Origin of the sequence: Aeromicrobium massiliense JC14, from assembly GCF_000312105.1 — a bacterium.
In the GTDB taxonomy this organism is placed as follows: Bacteria; Actinomycetota; Actinomycetes; order Propionibacteriales; family Nocardioidaceae; genus Aeromicrobium; species Aeromicrobium massiliense.
In genome coordinates this window covers 859,622-874,448 of the sequence record NZ_HE978636.1, presented here as the reverse complement: position 1 = coordinate 874,448, position 14,827 = coordinate 859,622, and the positions used below count along the sequence as shown (strand labels likewise).

The following is a 14,827-nucleotide window of genomic DNA, read 5'->3' as shown; positions in this document are numbered from 1 at the left end:
GGGTCGCGCGATTCTCGGGGTGTCGCAACCCACATCCTGTGCCTATCCTGGGGACCTCAGCGTTCCGACTCAGGGGGTATGGACTGATGACCGCAGACCGCGTGTCTCTGACCGAGGGCTATGAAGGCGCAGCCCAGTCCAACAAGAACATCGCGACCCAGGGCGAGGCCGCCCAGGGTCTGTCCGCTCGCCAGCACAACGCCACCGGCGACCTGCTCGGCCAGAACAAGGGCGCGTTCGCGACCCAGGCGGGCAACGGCTCCACCGCCGCGGCCAACAGCCTGTCGGCCGGCGCCCTCATGCACACGAACAACGCCTCGGGTGGCGCCGACTTCGTGCGCCGCACCGCCCAGCACGAGGACACCGGCGCGCAGGACCAGAAGACCGTCGCCGGCACCGTCGAGACCGGTGCCACCGATCTCGTCAGCAAGATCAACCGGGCCTGACGCCCACCACACTCGAGGGGACATCACATGAGCGACCAGATCCGCGTCGACCGTGGCGCCGTCCAGCAGCACGTGGACGACACCCGCACCAACATGGCCGGCCTGCAGAGCGCCGGCGACGAGGTCGACCGCCAGCAGGCCCACCTGATGAATCAGATGGAGGGTGGCGTCGGCTCCGACGTCGCCGCCGGCACCCGCGCGGCCACCAGCCGTCACGGCGAGGACATCAACACGAACCTCACCAACCTGACCGGCCGCACCTCCGAGAACACCGACGAGTTCATCACCAACGTCCGCAGCGCGGCCAGCCGGTCGATGAACACCCTGTCCTGAGGCGCTGTCCATGGGCGACACGGTCGGCGTCGACGTCGAGGGCCTGCACTCCACCGGCACCCGCATGGCGGGCCGCGGGGGTGCGGCCAGCACCGCGTGCTCGGGCATCAAGTCCGGGTTCGGCGAGCTCGAGGGCACGGTCACGCACGCGCGCATCCGGTCGGCGCTGACCACGTACTTCGACTCGTTCCTGCTCGACGGCTCGACGCAGCTGCCCACGCTCGTCCAGGACGGCGGCTCGAACGTCGCCCACGTCGCGGTCACCGCGCGTGACGGCGACAACGACGCGGCGCAGGACGTCCGCACCGCCGCGACGCAGACGCAGGGCGTCGGCGCTCGCATCAACCGCGCCGCCGTCTAGGCACGCACGACGACGTCGGGTGGCGGTCCTCCGGGGCCGCCACCCTTCGCCGTCCGCCGGGGCCAGCGCCCCGTCCACGCAGCACGACACCTGGGGGAAGACAGATGAGCGTCACGCGCGTCGAGGGTCCGTTCGAGTACTACGACGTCACCGGCGACCAGATCGAGGCGGCGGCCGAGTCGCCGCGCTCGCAGGTCGCGATCATCGCCGACATCGCCGACGACCTGGCGCTCGACGAGCAGGGCGTCGTCGGGAACACCGAGGGCGACATCACCCTCGGCACCAGCCTCAACCCCCAGGTGGCCCGCCAGACCGCGGCCGCCCTGGCCGCGAACGGCGAGTACGCCTGCGGCTGCATCAAGCTCTTCGCCGAGGCGGTCGACGCCTTCGACACCAAGGTCGCCGAGCTCAACCAGCGCTACCGCACCGACCTGGCGTCGGCGATGCGCTACCAGGGGCAGGCCAACGCCCAGCTCCCCGAGGACGAGCAGCGCAGCAGCGCCGAGGTCGGCGCCGGCATCGAGGCCTCCCTGAAGCCCGACTACGCGGCGGCGCTCGAGGAGCTCGACACCCAGGCCGACAACGTCGCCCAGATGCTCGCCGACGGCCCCACCGACCAGAACGTCCGCAAGCTGTTCGCCGCCGGGCAGATCCCGATCGCCGCGGCCGAGCGGATGTTCCCGGGCATCGAGTTCACCGATCAGGAGCGCCTCCAGGCCGAGCAGCAGGCCTTCCTGGAGACCATCGAGGACATGGACCCGGCCGAGCAGGCCGACTACATCCGCGAGCACGTGCAGGACGCCCCGCCGGACCTGGTCGACCACATCCCGCCGGAGACGGCCGAGAAGCTCGCCGACTACACGGCCGACGACCTGACCAGCGACGACGCGCGCGACGTCGACGCCGACACCGTCGCCCTGCTGGCCCTGCTCAACACGAGCGCGGCCTACAACAGCAAGCTGTTCTCGCGGGTCTCGCCGAACCAGATCGCCGACACGGTCCGTTCGCTGAGCGACCGCATCTACAGCGCCGGCGGCAGCCAGCGCAGCGCCAACGACCCGGACTTCGTCGCCGACAACGAGATGTACGACGGCCTGCTCGACGAGCTGGGCGAGTCGTTCGCGAACTACACCAAGCAGACCGGTGCCGACGCGCCGCCGGCCGACCTGGTCGACCGCTGGTACGGCGCGATCACCGACACGACGCGCAACCCGGAGAACGCGGCGGCACTCACGATGCTCATCCGCCACGGCGGCGAGCAGACCAGCTTCGACGACCGCTTCCTGGGCGACCTCACCAGCAAGGTCTACGAGTGGGAGCGCGACCACGACGGCGACCCCGTCTGGGGCCCGGCCAACGAGGCGCTCGGCGACGGCTACATCCGCGACCCGCGGCTCAGCGGCGAGGGCGACGACCGCAACGCCGTCGGCATGTCGGGCTTCGACGGCCTGGCCAACCTGCTCGGCGGCATGGAGAACACGCCCGGCGCAGCCGAGCGGTTCTTCTCCGACGGCGGCACCACGACGTTCGACAGCCCGAAGGACGGCGTCGACGACGTCGAGGTCAACGACCGCCTGCACTACCTGCTCATGCAGCGCGAGTGGCCCGCCGACGACGGCGACGGCTTCGGCGAGGCCCTCGCCGGTGCGACGACGCACTCGCGCAACGACGGGCCCTCCGGCCAGGCGGCCGCCCAGCTCGCCGGGCAGTCGGCGTTCATGATCGGCCAGTCGGTGGGCGAGAACGAGAGCTTCTGGAACGTCGACGGCACCGACGGCTGGCAAATCCCGACCGGCATGCGCGACTCCGTCGGCGAGATGATGGCCTCCTACATCCCGGACGTGAACCGCGCCGCCAACACGAACGGCGAGGGAGACCCGGCCGGGCTCGGCTTCATCCACGCGGTCGACGGACAGCCGACCGGCATGGCCCTGTCGGACGACGACCTGGACGCCATCCTCAACAGCCTCGGCGAGGGCGACGACAAGACCGGTCTGCAGTACGTCGCGGCAGCGGCCTACACGCACCACGACCAGCAGATCGGTCAGGCGATGGACTCGGCCGTCATGCCGGACGGGTCGAAGCCGCGCACCGTCGCCGACCTGGAGAACGCGCTCATCCCGGACGGCCACGGCGGCACCCGGTCCTTCCAGGAGGTGTTCGGCAGCGAGTCCTCCTTCGGTGGCAACACGATGGCCACGATCCTCGAGCAGGGCTTCAAGGGCGGCAAGGCCGACGAGGCCATCGACCAGGCCGGACGCGAGGCCCTCGGCAAGGCCTTCGGCGCCGCGACGAGCTTCATCCCGACGCCGGCGAACGCGATCGCCGGGACGATCACCTCCGAGGGCCTGTCGTACCTGGGCGACCAGCTGAGCAGCCAGCCCGACAGCGTCACGGACGCCTGGGCCGAGGATGCCGACAGCGAGCTCGCGCACTCGTTGCGGTTCAGCACCTACGACCACCTGCTGCGCAACGACCTGATCAGCGTCGGCGGCCCCGGCGGCCTGCCCAAGGACGCCGTCATCACCGACCCCGACGGCACACGCCGCGTGGACCCGGCGCTCTACGCGAGCGACTCCGACAGCGGGGTCGACCCGCAGGTCCAGGCGCAGTTCAACCAGTGGGTCATCGAGCATGGCTCGTCGGTGTACGGCCAGACCCAGATCGACGCCTACCGCTCGAACTTCCCGCAGTTCGGGTCGGACTGATCGTGCGACCCCGACCGAACCGAGGACGCCGAGCAGCCGTGGCAGTCCCCGCCCTGGCGGCCGTCCTGCTCCTGGCGTCGTGCTCCGGCGACGCCGACGAGCCCGAGGAACGTGCCGAGCCCGCCGCCTGCGGGTTCGTGGATGAGGCCACTGTTCGCGAGGTGCTGGGCGACACCGTGAACGACCCCACCGACGCGAGCACCACGCTGAACGGCGCGTCCGACCTGCTGGGCTGTCGCTGGGCCACGCCGGTCGGCACCGCGCTGACGGTCACCGTGACCCGGACGCCGGACGGGCGGCCGCCGACCGAGGCCGTGGCCGGCTGGTCCGAGGGGTGCGCGACGCCCCAGCCACTCGGGATCGAGGACGCGACCGGAGGAATCTGCCAGGACACCGCCTTCGACGCAGCCGGCTCGGAGCTCTACGCGGTGTGGTCCGACGACGACCTGACCATGCGGTTGGGCCTGCAACGCGACGGCGGCGCCGAGCCCGGCGACGCCGACAAGCTCCGCGCCGTCGCGACGGACGTCATGGACGACCTCGATGCCGCCGGCTTCGACGAGGCCGAAGCAGCGTCGTGACTGCGCGTCCGGCCGGCCGCGCGGCCGCGAGGAGACGATCGGTCCTCGCGCTCGCGCTCGCGTGCGCGGGCCTGATGCTGGGAACGATCGCGGCCTGTTCGGGCGAGGACGAGCCCTCCCCCGAGAAGGCCTCGCCGTGCACCGTCCTGTCGACGAGCCAGGCCGCCGGGGCACTCGGCAGCCCGGACGTCGACCGCCGCGAGAGCTCCGCCACGATGCTCGGCGACGACGACCTCGCGGGATGTGTGTGGGAGGCACGGTCCTCCGGCGACACGCTCACCATCGGCTTCGTCCCCTCCGTCGAGGAGCAGCTGTCACCGGCGGAGCAGCTCGCCAGGGTGAGCAAGGGGTGCGCACAGCCTCAGCCGTTCGAGGCCGACGACCTGACCGCGACCACGTGCGCAGACGCGGGTGGCACCTGGCTGTGGGGCGTGTACGAGGACGGGTCCATGACGATGTCGTTGCGCCTGACCCGCGAGGACGCGGCGAACCGGTCCGACGACCGCGCCAAGCTCAGCTCGCTCGCCGAACGGCTCAGGACGAACGCTGACCGCCCGACCTATGACGCCCTCGCGAACGGGTGATCTTCGGACCCGGCGGATGCTCGGGGCCGTCACCGCGGTCGCGGCTCTCGCGTCGTGCGCCGGCGAGGCGGACGAGCCGGAGCAGCAGGCCGACCCCGCTGCCTGCAGGTTCGTGGGCGACGCCACCGTTCGCGAGGTGCTGGGCGACACCGTGAACGACCCCACCGACGCGAGCACCACGCTGAACGGCGCGTCCGACCTGCTGGGCTGTCGCTGGGCCACGCCGGTCGGCACCGCGCTGACGGTCACCGTGACCCGGACGCCGGACGGGCGGCCGCCGACCGAGGCCGTGGCCGGCTGGTCCGAGGGGTGCGCGACGCCCCAGCCACTCGGGATCGAGGACGCGACCGGAGGTATCTGCCAGGACACCGCCTTCGACGCCGCCGGCTCCGAGCTCTACGCGATTTGGTCCGACGACGACCTGACCATGCGCGTGGGCCTGCAACGTGACGGCGGCGCCGAGCCCGGCGACGCCGACAAGCTCCGCGCCGTCGCCACGGACGTCATGGACGACCTCGATGCCGCCGGCTTCGACGAGGCCGAAGCAGAGTCGTGACCGCTAGGCCAGGTGGGGGCGGGCGCCGCCGCGGGTGATGCAGGCCGCCGCGGCCTCCATCGCAGCGACGAGGGCCTCCTCTGCGCTCGCGCCGTTCGCGCGGGCGGCGAGGTAGCCCGCGACGGTCGCGTCGCCGGCACCGGTGACGTCGATCGGGTCGCACGTGGCCGCCGGGACGGCGAACGTCTCACGGCCGCGGCCGCCGTACAGCGCACCGTCGGCGCCCATCGTCAGCATCACGCGCCCGACGCGGCGGCCGAGCACCTCCAGGACGTCGTGCGGGTCGTCCTTGCCGGCGAGCACACGCCCCTCGTCCAGGTCGGGCATGACGACCGTGACGCCCGTGATCCAGTCCAGGAAGACGTCCGCGCCGACCTGACGCAGCTGCACCAGGCAGCCGGGGTCGACGCTCGTCGTCACTCCCGCCTCGCGGGCCCGCTGCACGACCGCCTGCGCCACCGGGCGCGTGCGCTCGTCGAAGAACGAGTGACCGGTCAGGTGCACGTGGGCCACGTCGTCCCACACCTGGTCCGGCACGTCCTCGAGCGTCAGGAAGCCGTTCGCGCCGCGGTCCTCGTAGTCGATACGGGTCGCGGGGTCGACCGAGATGACCGCGGTGCCGGTGATGGCGTCCCGAGCGGTGGCGATGTGGGCGCGCACGCCGTGGGCCTCGAGGAAGCGGGTGTGCTTGGCCGCGCCGTCGACGCCGGCCTTGCCGACGAACGCGACGTCGACGCCCAGGTGCGCCACCCAGGCCGCGACGTTGGCGGCCGAGCCGCCCGGACGCGTGCGGATGCTGGAGGTGGTGTCGTCCTCGGCCCGCAGGCGTGTCTCCTGCACGACGCTGATGTCGTCGCGGACGTCCCCGATGACGAGGACGTGGCTCATGCGACGCCTCCCAGGCCGGGAGGGACGGCCGCGCCCGGGCAGGGCGCAGCGATGCGGTGGGGAAGCATGGACCGAACCCTAGTGCCGGATCGGGTCGCGGCGAAACCGTTTTTCCCGAACCCATGGGTGCGATGCTCGACACATGCGTCCCGCAACCACCCTGACGACCGCTCGGCTACGTCTGCGTCCCTGGCGCGCCGAGGACCGCGAGCCGTTCGCCGTGCTCAACGCCGACCCGGTCGTCATGGAGCACTTCCCGTCCACGCTGGACCGCGAGCAGAGCGACGCGCTGGCCGACCGCATCGCCACCGGCCTCGACGAGCGCGGCTGGGGCCTGTGGGCGCTCGAGGTGCCCGGAGTGACACCGTTCGCCGGCTTCGTGGGCCTCGCCGTCCCCCGGTTCGATGCCGCGTTCACCCCGGCCGTCGAGGTCGGGTGGCGACTGGCGCGGCCGTGGTGGGGGCGTGGCTACGCCCCCGAGGCGGCGCGCGAGGCCGTCCGGTTCGGGCTGGACGAGCTGGGGCTCGAGGAGGTCGTCTCGTTCACCGCCGTGGGCAACGCGCGCAGCCGCCGGGTGATGGAGAAGGTCGGCCTCACGCACGACCCGGCCGACGACTTCGACCACCCGGACCTGCCCGACGGCCACCGGCTCCGTCGTCACGTGCTGTACCGCGGGCCGGCACGCACGACGGGGCCGGACGCCTGAGCGTCCGGCCCCTCGGTGCGCCTACCGCGCAGGTCAGGCGTCGCGCCGGCGCACGACCATCCACGCCACGGCCATGAGCACCGCCGTCTCCAGGACGAAGACGCTGAAGCCGGTCCACGGGTTCAGCAGGTCGGGGTTCCACGAGATCGCCTGGGCGATGCCCGAGCCCGCGTTGCCGGGCATGAGCTTCGTCAGCCACTCGCCGGTCGCGCCGGGCAGCAGCGACACCATGTTGCCGATGATCAGCATCAGCGCGAGCACCGCCGAGATGGTGCCGGCCGTGTGCCGCAGGATGAACCCGACGGCGACGGTGAACAGGCCGATGCCGGCCAGGAACAGCCCGCTGCCGAGCACCGCGCGGAGCATGTCGCCCTCGAGCGCGACGCCGATGTCCTCGCGCTCGAAGAACCAGTTGCCGCCGGCATAGCCGATCAGGGCGACGACGACGCCCAGCACTAACAGGACGCCCGACAGCACCACGGACTTGGCCGCCATCACGCGTCCGCGCGACGGCACGGCGGCGAACGACGTCCGGACCATGCCGGTCGAGTACTCGCCGGTGACGACGAGCGCGCCCAGCACGACGGCGCAGATCTGGGCCAGCATGAGCCCCCAGGTCAGGAAGGTGGCGGGCGCCTCGTCGGCGTCCGCGCTCGCCAGCCACTCGGCGTTGAGCGCGCAGATGAGGATCGTCATGAAGCCGCCGAGGGCGATCGTGGCGGCGACGGTCCACCAGGTCGACCGGACGCTCCAGAGCTTCAGCCACTCGGCGCGGAGGGCCTGCGGGAAGCCGGCGCGGGCCGTGGTGGCGGCCGGTGGCGCGGCAGGACGGGTCAGGGTGGTCATGCGGAGGCTCCTTCGAGCTCGGCGGGGGCGTGGGTGCGGTACTCGACGCTGTCAGCGGTGAGCCGCATGAAGGCGTCCTCGAGCGAGGACTGGACGAGCGTGAGCTCGTGGAGCACGTGGCCCTCGCGGCCGACGAGCTCGCCGATGCCCGCGGCGTCCAGGCCCGTGACGTGGAGGGCGTCGCCGACCGGCTCGAGGTCGAGGCCGGCGCGGTCGAGCAGGGTCGCGACGTCCGCGAGGCCGGGTGCCTTGACCCGGACGAACGACGTGGCGTGGTCGGTCAGGAAGCGCTGCATGCTCGTGTCGGCCAGGATCCGGCCGCGGCCGATGACCAGCAGGTGGTCGGCCATGAGCGCCATCTCCGACATCAGGTGGCTGGAGACGAAGACGGTGCGGCCCTCGTCGGCCAGCTGACGCGCGAGGTGGCGCACCCAGCGGATGCCCTCGGGGTCGAGCCCGTTGACCGGCTCGTCGAGCACGACGACCGGCGGGTCGCCGAGCAGCGCGGCGGCGATGCCGAGCCGCTGGCCCATGCCGAGCGAGAAGCGTCCGGCCCGCTGGCCGGCGACGCTGTCGAGCCCGACGAGGTCGAGCACCTCGCCGACCCGGTGGGTCGGGATGCCGTTGCTCGCGGCCATCCAGCGCAGGTGGTCGCGGGCCGAGCGTCCGGGGTGGATCGCGTGGGCGTCCAGCAGGGCGCCGATCTGGCGCAGCGGTGCCGGGGAGTCGGCGTAGGCCCGGCCGTTGACCGTGACCGATCCGCTCGTGGGCCGGTCCAGGCCCAGCACCATGCGCATGGTGGTGGACTTGCCGGCGCCGTTCGGGCCGAGGAAGCCGGTGACGCGGCCGGGCTCGACGGTGAAGTCGAGTCCGTCCACGGCGGTCTTGTCGCCGAAGCGCTTGGTGAGGGCGCGGGCCTGGATCATGACTGCTCCTGGGTGGTCGGTGGGTGCAGGACGACTCTCGTCCTCATGCACCCCCGGCCACATCGGGGAGCGACCCTGGTGCCACCCGGGACGCGACCCCGAGCCGACGGGCGGACGGGTCGGGGTCGCCCTAGGGTTCCGGCGTGGACGTGCTGCGGATCCTGAACCTCGACGACGCCGACGAGCTGGCCGTCGTGCGCGCCGCCGAGCGCGACCGGCTGGCCCCGTACGAGCCCGAGCGCGAGGAGTCGTTCTTCACCGCCGACGGCCAGCGCGAGGAGCTCAAGCAGCTCATCGCCGCCCACGCGGCCGGGCTCGCCTACCCGTTCGGCGTCGTCGTCGACGGACGTCTCGTGGGGGCGCTGACGCTCACCGGCGTCGTCCGGCGGGCGTTCATGTCGTGCTCGGTCGGCTACTGGATGTCCGAGCGGTTCGCCGGCCATGGCGTGATGACCCGCGCGCTGCAGGAGGCCACCGACTACGCGTTCGGCCACCTGGGCCTGCACCGGGTCGAGGCCGCGACCCTCGTGGACAACCAGGCGTCCCAGCGCGTCCTGGCCAAGAACGGCTTCGAGCGGTACGGCCTGGCGCCGCAGTACCTGCGCATCGCCGGACGCTGGCAGGACCACGTCCTGTTCCAGCGGCTGGCCCCCACGTCCTGACGTTGCTACCGTCGAGGACGCAGCCCGCGAGTGGCTGACCGGACGAGGGAGCCGTACCCGGAACGCGACAAGACGGCCGGTAGGAGTCCCTCATGTCCTGGCTCGTCCTGATCGTCTCTGGCGCCCTCGAGGCCGTCTGGGCCGTCGCCCTCGGCAAGACCGAGGGGTTCACCCGCCTGACGCCGTCGCTCGTCTTCGCCGCCGCCGTGTCCGCCTCGATGGTCGGGCTGGCCTACGCCATGCGCTCCATCCCGACCGGCACCGCCTACGCGGTGTGGGTCGCGATCGGGGCCACGCTCACCGTCGCCTACGGCATGGCGACCGGCGACGAGCAGGCCAGCGTCGTGAAGGTGCTGCTGCTGGCCGGCATCATCGGCTGCGTCATCGGGCTCAAGCTCGCGCACTGAGCCCGGTGCTCACCAGGGCCGGTCGGCGGTGAGGACGCGCGCGAGGTCCTGCGACTGACGCCGGTGGTCGCGGCGCTGCTCGGCGCGCAGGTCGCCCGTCTCGTGCAGGAAGACCTCCTCGACGCTCTCCGGCACGACCGGGGGCACCGGGGCGGGGCGGCCGTCGTCGTCCAGCGCCACGAAGGTGAGGAACGCCGTGGCGGCGACGGTGCGCTCACCGGTCTTGAGGTCCTCGGCGATGACCTTGGTGAACACCTCGACCGAGGTGCGTCCGGTCCAGCTGACGTACGACTCCAGGCACATCGAGTGGCCAGGACGGATCGGCGACAGGAAGTCGACCGAGTCGGTCGAGGCGGTGACCACGGCGGTGCGGGTGTGGCGCACGGCGGCGATGGACGCGGTCATGTCGATGTCGCTCATGAGCCGGCCGCCGAACAGCGTGTTGTGGTCGTTCACGGCGTCGGGGAAGATCCGCGACGTCCGGATCACCAGGGAGTCCCTGCAGGTCTTGCCGTCCACCGTCGTCCCCCTGGGTCGTCGTCGTTCGCCGACCGTCAAGGCTACGCGGGCGGACGCGCCGCAGCCGCCCCGCGCGGGTGTTCGGTTCGCCACGCGACGCAGGTCACGCGGCGGCGCGTCAGATCTGCGTGCGGTGGAAGCTGGCGTGCGAGCGCGACGGCGTCGGGCCGCGCTGGCCCTGGTAGCGCGAGCCGTAGACGGCCGAGCCGTACGGGTTCTCGGCCGGCGACGTGAGCCGGAAGAAGCACAGCTGGCCGATCTTCATGCCCGGGTAGAGCTTGATCGGCAGCGTCGCGACGTTGGCCAGCTCGAGCGTCACGTGACCGGAGAAGCCCGGGTCGATGAAGCCCGCGGTCGAGTGGGTCAGCAGGCCCAGGCGGCCGAGGGACGACTTGCCCTCCAGGCGCGCGGCGACGTCGTCGGGCAGCGTCACGAGCTCGTACGTCGAGCCGAGCACGAACTCGCCCGGGTGCAGGATGAACTCGTCGCCGCTCGCGACCTCGACCTCGCGGGTCAGGTCGGACTGGTCGACCGCCGGATCGATGTGCGGGTACTTGTGGTTGTCGAAGACCCGGAAGAACTTGTCCAGGCGCACGTCGATGCTCGACGGCTGGATCATGCCCCGGTCGAGCGGGTCCAGGCGCACCCGGTCGGCGTCGATCTCGGCCAGGATGTCGCGGTCGGAGAGCAGCACGTCGCAAACCCTAGCGCGGGCGGGCCTCGAGCGGGCGCGCCTGCGGGGTGGCTAGAGTAGGAGCGCTCGGCCGTCAGGTCGTCCGCCGATGTAGCTCAATGGCAGAGCGCTTGCTTCCCAAGCAAGACACGCGGGTTCGATTCCCGTCATCGGCTCCACGTGAAGGGCCCGTCACCGCGCGGTGGCGGGCCCTTCGTCGTCGGGGTGTCAGCGGGACGTCTCCCGGACGGCCTCGACGATCGCCGCGGCCACGACGTCCGGCCGCGAGACCGTCACGGCGTGCGAGGCGTCGACCTCCCCCTGGCGCGACCCGGCGCGCTCGCCCATGAACCGCTGCGACTCGGCCGGCACGGCCAGGTCGCCGAGGGTCACGACGTTCCACGACGGGACCGACCGCCACGGCGTCCTGGTCGCCGGCGCGGCGAGCGCGTCCGCCACGATCGGTCGCTGGGTCACCGCCATGACCGCCGCGACGTCGCGCGGCACGTCGGCGGCGAAGACGTCACCGAAGCGCGCCTGGTCGATGGAGAGGTCGTCGACGGTCGTCCCGTCGGGACCGGTCACCGGCACCGGCCGCAGCGCCGGTCCGAGCTCCGCGCCGGGGAACTTGGCCGCCAGGTCACCGGTGCTCTCCCCGGCCTCGAGGATGAAGCTGGCCACGTAGACCAGCGCCCGGACCCGGCCGTCCGGGTCGACGGCCTCGGACATGACCGTCCCGCCGTACGAGTGGCCGGCCAGCACGACCGGGCCGTCGACGCCGGCCAGCACGGACCGCAGGTAGGCCGCGTCCGGCTCCAGGCCGCGCAGCGGGTTCGCGGCGGCGACCACCGGGAGCCCCTCGGCCAGCAGGCGCTCGACGACGCCGTTCCAGCTGGACGAGTCGGCGAAGGCGCCGTGGACGAGGACGATCGTGGGCGTCGTGGTGTCAGGGGTGGTGCTCGGGGACATGGTGCTCTTCTTTCCTCGGGGTGGTGGTGGGCTCGCTCAGGGAGCGATGACCAGCTGGGCGACCAGGTCGTCGGCCAGCACGAAGCGGTAGCGCAGGTCGACGACCCCACCGGGGAAGTCGCCCTCCAGGTGGACGACGGCGACCCAGTGCCCGTCGCCGCGCTCGGCGCCGACGACCTCGGACGTGTAGGTGAACTCGCCGCCGCCGCGCCGCAGGAAGTCCAGGACCTCCTCGGTGCCGCGGAAGGTCCGGCCGTCGTCGGTGACGACGGCGTCCGGCGTGAACGCGCGGATCGCGGCGTCGGCCTCGCGCGCCACGTGGGCGGCGAGAAACGCACGGATCGTGACGGGCAGCTGCGTGGGATCGATGGTGGTGGAGGTGCTCATGCCCCGACCGTGCGGCGTCCTGCCGGGCGAGGGTCAAGCACTGGACCCTCCCCCGGGGAGAGGGTGCACACTGCGGGCATGCTGGCGATCGGCGAGTTCTCCCGACTGACGCACCTCAGCGTGCGCACCCTCCGCCGCTACCACGACGCCGGGCTGCTCGTCCCGGCCACGGTCGACGAGGCGACGGGGTACCGGTACTACTCCGCCGACCAGATCCCGGAGGCGCAGGTCATCCACCGGCTGCGCGAGCTGGACGTGCCGCTGCCGGAGGTGCAGCGCATCCTGCGGGCGGCCGATCCGGGCGCCCGGGCGGACCTCGTGTCGGGACACCTCGGACGGCTCGAGGCCGAGCTGGCGCGCACCCGGGCCGCGGTCGCGTCCCTGCGCCGGCTGCTCAGCCCCGAGCCGGCACCGGTCCACGTCGAGCTGCGCAGCGTCCCCGAGACCACCGTGGCGGCCGTCGAGGACGAGGTGGCGCACGGCGACGTGCTCGCCTGGTACGCCGGGGCCATGGCCGAGCTCGACGCCACGGTCACCGAGCCCGGCGGCCCGCCCGGCGGCCTGTACGACAACGCGCTCTTCGAGGTCTGCCGCGGATGGGCCACGGTCTACGTGCCGACCACGCGGCCGCCACGGGTCGGACGCGTTCGACCGTCCACGCTGCCGGCCGTGGAGCTCGCGGTCGCCACGCACGTGGGCGAGCACGACGACATCGACGTCACCTACGGCGAGGTCGGGTCGTGGGTGGTCGCGAACGCGCTCGCCGTCGCCGGTCCCGTCCGCGAGACGTACCTGGTGGGACCGCGTGACACGGCCGACCCGTCCGCCTGGCGCACCGAGATCGGCTGGCCGGTGTTCCAGGTCGCGCCCTAGCGCTCCTCAGTCGCGGTCGGGCGTCACGGTCACGGGGGTGTCGGCGTAGAGCTCGCCCTCCCAGCGCTTGAGCACCGCGACGATGACGAAGCTCATCGTCACCAGCAGCGACCAGGCGCCGAGCTTGCCGACGTGCACGGCCTCCCAGACGTCCTCCTGCGACGGGTACGTCCACGCGCCGAGGAAGGTCGCGCCGTTCTCGGCGAGCCACAGGAAGAAGCCGATGAGCACGAACGCCACGACGAGCGGCATGCGGTACGTCTCGGCACCGACGCGGAAGTGCACCAGGCAGCGGCGCAGGACGACCAGGCCCAGGATCGCGAGCGGGACGCGCAGGTCGGCGATCCAGTGGTGGGTGAAGAAGTTGGCGTAGATCGCGACGGCGACGAGCGTGGCGGGGACGAGCGGGAAGCCGGACAGGCGCAGGTCCATGCGGCGCCACGCCTGGCAGATGTACGAGCCGACCGCGGCGTACATGAACCCGGCGTAGAGCGGCACGCCACCGACCTTCGTCCACGCGTCCTCGGGGTACGACCACGACCCGACGTGCACCTTGAACAGCTCCAGCGCGAGGCCGAGCAGGTGGAAGGCCAGCACGACGAGCACCTCGCGCCGCGTCTCCAGGCCAACCGCCCAGAACGCGAGCGTCAGGCCGACGCACCAGACGAGCAGCGCGTCGTAGCGGGCGATCGGCAGCGGCACCACCGACGACAGCGCGAGGCCGGCGAAGACGCCGACGGCGAACAGGCACGACAGCGCCTCGACCCAGGCGAAGCGCAGCAGCTGGGCCAGGCCGTGGCGCAGCCGCGCACCCCTGTCCGTCACGAGGTCAGAGCTCACGGGTCATCTGGACCCGGCGGCCGAGCCGGTCGAGGCCGGTGGCCTGCTCGGTGGCCTGGCGCGCGAGCTGGGCCACGCTCGACGGCTCGGTCTCGGCGAAGCCGACGGAACGGTAGAAGGGAGCGTTCCAGGGCACGTCGGCGAACGTCCGCAGGGTGATCGAGCGATGGCCGCGTTCGCGCGCCTCGGCGCAGGCCGCCTCGACGAGGGCCCGGCCGATGCCGCGTCGCCCGTGGTCGGGCAGCACGGACACCTGCTCGAGGTGCGCCTTGTCCCGGGCGTCGAGGACGTGGACGAAGCCGACCACCTCACCCGTGTCTTCCTCGGCGACGAGCGTGAAGCCGGGCGCGGACGCCCGCTCGGCCGCCGGGGTCGGGGCGAACGGCTGCTCGGGCTGCAGCAGCGTCTCCAGCACGGTGTCGGCGGCGTGCTCGACCTCCTCCAGGAGCACGTGCTCGTCCGTGCGAGCCGGCCGGATGGTGACGTCGTCCACGCTCGCAGCGTATTGGCTGGACGTTCGGCGACCCGGCCGCGAACGGTGGATAGCCCTGGAACGGCGGCC

General features: G+C 72.4%; 20 protein-coding genes, 1 tRNA gene and 1 riboswitch. Of the genes, 12 read left to right on the top strand and 9 right to left on the bottom strand.

From position 1 onward, the window contains the following. Positions 1-86 precede the first annotated feature (86 nt). The 7 genes from HGAM_RS04510 (at position 87) to HGAM_RS04480 (ending at position 5,569) form a co-directional block, all read left to right on the top strand. Positions 87-446: a hypothetical protein gene (locus tag HGAM_RS04510; protein ID WP_019144285.1), complete on the top strand. Its 360-nt coding sequence runs from the start codon at positions 87-89 to the stop codon at positions 444-446. Positions 447-473: 27 nt separating this feature from the next. Further along, on the top strand, positions 474-779 hold the full coding sequence (locus HGAM_RS04505; protein WP_019144284.1) for a hypothetical protein: 306 nt from the start codon (positions 474-476) through the stop codon (positions 777-779). 10 nt (positions 780-789) lie between these two features. Further along, positions 790-1,140 (top strand): hypothetical protein, encoded by a 351-nt coding sequence (locus tag HGAM_RS04500; RefSeq protein WP_019144283.1) that lies wholly within the window; start codon positions 790-792, stop codon positions 1,138-1,140. A 104-nt stretch (positions 1,141-1,244) separates the two neighbouring features. After that, positions 1,245-3,848, top strand: a complete 2,604-nt coding sequence (locus HGAM_RS04495; protein WP_019144282.1) for a hypothetical protein — start codon at positions 1,245-1,247, stop codon at positions 3,846-3,848. A 38-nt stretch (positions 3,849-3,886) separates the two neighbouring features. Then, the gene (locus tag HGAM_RS20245; RefSeq protein ID WP_019144281.1) at positions 3,887-4,429 is read left to right on the top strand and encodes a hypothetical protein; all 543 of its coding nucleotides are present in this window, start codon (positions 3,887-3,889) and stop codon (positions 4,427-4,429) included. After that, on the top strand, positions 4,426-5,013 hold the full coding sequence (locus HGAM_RS04485; RefSeq protein WP_019144280.1) for a hypothetical protein: 588 nt from the start codon (positions 4,426-4,428) through the stop codon (positions 5,011-5,013). The genes HGAM_RS20245 and HGAM_RS04485 overlap by 4 nt, the downstream gene beginning before the upstream one ends. 16 nt (positions 5,014-5,029) lie before the next feature. Then, positions 5,030-5,569 (top strand): hypothetical protein, encoded by a 540-nt coding sequence (locus tag HGAM_RS04480; RefSeq protein ID WP_019144279.1) that lies wholly within the window; start codon positions 5,030-5,032, stop codon positions 5,567-5,569. A 3-nt stretch (positions 5,570-5,572) separates the two neighbouring features. Here HGAM_RS04480 and HGAM_RS17700 read toward each other — a convergent pair whose 3' ends face one another. Further along, the gene (locus HGAM_RS17700; protein ID WP_019144278.1) at positions 5,573-6,457 is read right to left on the bottom strand and encodes a carbohydrate kinase family protein; all 885 of its coding nucleotides are present in this window, start codon (positions 6,455-6,457) and stop codon (positions 5,573-5,575) included. A gap of 142 nt (positions 6,458-6,599) precedes the next feature. Here HGAM_RS17700 and HGAM_RS04470 point away from each other — a divergent pair, with 142 nt between their 5' ends. Further along, positions 6,600-7,163: a GNAT family N-acetyltransferase gene (locus tag HGAM_RS04470; RefSeq protein ID WP_019144277.1), complete on the top strand. Its 564-nt coding sequence runs from the start codon at positions 6,600-6,602 to the stop codon at positions 7,161-7,163. Between the two features lie 33 nt (positions 7,164-7,196). Here the strand turns inward: HGAM_RS04470 and HGAM_RS04465 are convergent, their stop codons facing one another. Next, positions 7,197-8,009 (bottom strand): ABC transporter permease subunit, encoded by an 813-nt coding sequence (locus HGAM_RS04465; RefSeq protein ID WP_019144276.1) that lies wholly within the window; start codon positions 8,007-8,009, stop codon positions 7,197-7,199. Next, a complete protein-coding gene (locus tag HGAM_RS17695; RefSeq protein WP_019144275.1) occupies positions 8,006-8,935 on the bottom strand; it encodes an ABC transporter ATP-binding protein in 930 nt (309 codons plus the stop codon). The genes HGAM_RS04465 and HGAM_RS17695 overlap by 4 nt, the downstream gene beginning before the upstream one ends. Before the next feature lie 143 nt (positions 8,936-9,078). Between HGAM_RS17695 and HGAM_RS04455 the strand changes: the two genes are divergently transcribed. Together HGAM_RS04455 and HGAM_RS04450 are read left to right on the top strand one after the other, a co-directional pair. Then, positions 9,079-9,597, top strand: coding sequence for a GNAT family N-acetyltransferase (locus tag HGAM_RS04455; RefSeq protein WP_019144274.1), 519 nt, complete (start codon positions 9,079-9,081; stop codon positions 9,595-9,597). 16 nt (positions 9,598-9,613) lie between these two features. Continuing rightward, a riboswitch (guanidine-III (ykkC-III) riboswitch) is annotated at positions 9,614-9,678 on the top strand. Between the two features lie 11 nt (positions 9,679-9,689). Next, the gene (locus HGAM_RS04450; protein ID WP_019144273.1) at positions 9,690-10,004 is read left to right on the top strand and encodes a DMT family transporter; all 315 of its coding nucleotides are present in this window, start codon (positions 9,690-9,692) and stop codon (positions 10,002-10,004) included. Positions 10,005-10,013: 9 nt separating this feature from the next. On the opposite strand, the gene HGAM_RS04445 is transcribed toward HGAM_RS04450, so the two are convergent. Together HGAM_RS04445 and dcd are read right to left on the bottom strand one after the other, a co-directional pair. After that, positions 10,014-10,493, bottom strand: coding sequence for an acyl-CoA thioesterase (locus tag HGAM_RS04445; RefSeq protein WP_218915228.1), 480 nt, complete (start codon positions 10,491-10,493; stop codon positions 10,014-10,016). A 148-nt stretch (positions 10,494-10,641) separates the two neighbouring features. Further along, on the bottom strand, positions 10,642-11,217 hold the full coding sequence (gene dcd / locus HGAM_RS04440) for a dCTP deaminase (protein WP_019144271.1): 576 nt from the start codon (positions 11,215-11,217) through the stop codon (positions 10,642-10,644). Positions 11,218-11,301: 84 nt separating this feature from the next. On the opposite strand from dcd, the gene HGAM_RS04435 reads away from it, so the two are divergent. Continuing rightward, positions 11,302-11,375, top strand: a tRNA-Gly gene (locus tag HGAM_RS04435). A 49-nt stretch (positions 11,376-11,424) separates the two neighbouring features. Here the strand turns inward: HGAM_RS04435 and HGAM_RS04430 are convergent. Further along, positions 11,425-12,165, bottom strand: a complete 741-nt coding sequence (locus HGAM_RS04430) for an alpha/beta hydrolase (protein ID WP_019144270.1) — start codon at positions 12,163-12,165, stop codon at positions 11,425-11,427. A 36-nt stretch (positions 12,166-12,201) separates the two neighbouring features. After that, positions 12,202-12,552: a nuclear transport factor 2 family protein gene (locus HGAM_RS04425; protein WP_019144269.1), complete on the bottom strand. Its 351-nt coding sequence runs from the start codon at positions 12,550-12,552 to the stop codon at positions 12,202-12,204. 78 nt (positions 12,553-12,630) lie between these two features. Between HGAM_RS04425 and HGAM_RS04420 the strand changes: the two genes are divergently transcribed. Then, positions 12,631-13,425, top strand: coding sequence for a MerR family transcriptional regulator (locus tag HGAM_RS04420; protein WP_019144268.1), 795 nt, complete (start codon positions 12,631-12,633; stop codon positions 13,423-13,425). Positions 13,426-13,431: 6 nt separating this feature from the next. Here the strand turns inward: HGAM_RS04420 and HGAM_RS17690 are convergent, their stop codons facing one another. Together HGAM_RS17690 and HGAM_RS20240 are read right to left on the bottom strand one after the other, a co-directional pair. Then, positions 13,432-14,265 (bottom strand): DUF817 domain-containing protein, encoded by an 834-nt coding sequence (locus HGAM_RS17690; RefSeq protein ID WP_020691343.1) that lies wholly within the window; start codon positions 14,263-14,265, stop codon positions 13,432-13,434. Next, positions 14,255-14,758: a GNAT family N-acetyltransferase gene (locus tag HGAM_RS20240; protein ID WP_019144266.1), complete on the bottom strand. Its 504-nt coding sequence runs from the start codon at positions 14,756-14,758 to the stop codon at positions 14,255-14,257. The genes HGAM_RS17690 and HGAM_RS20240 overlap by 11 nt, the downstream gene beginning before the upstream one ends. Positions 14,759-14,827 lie beyond the last annotated feature (69 nt).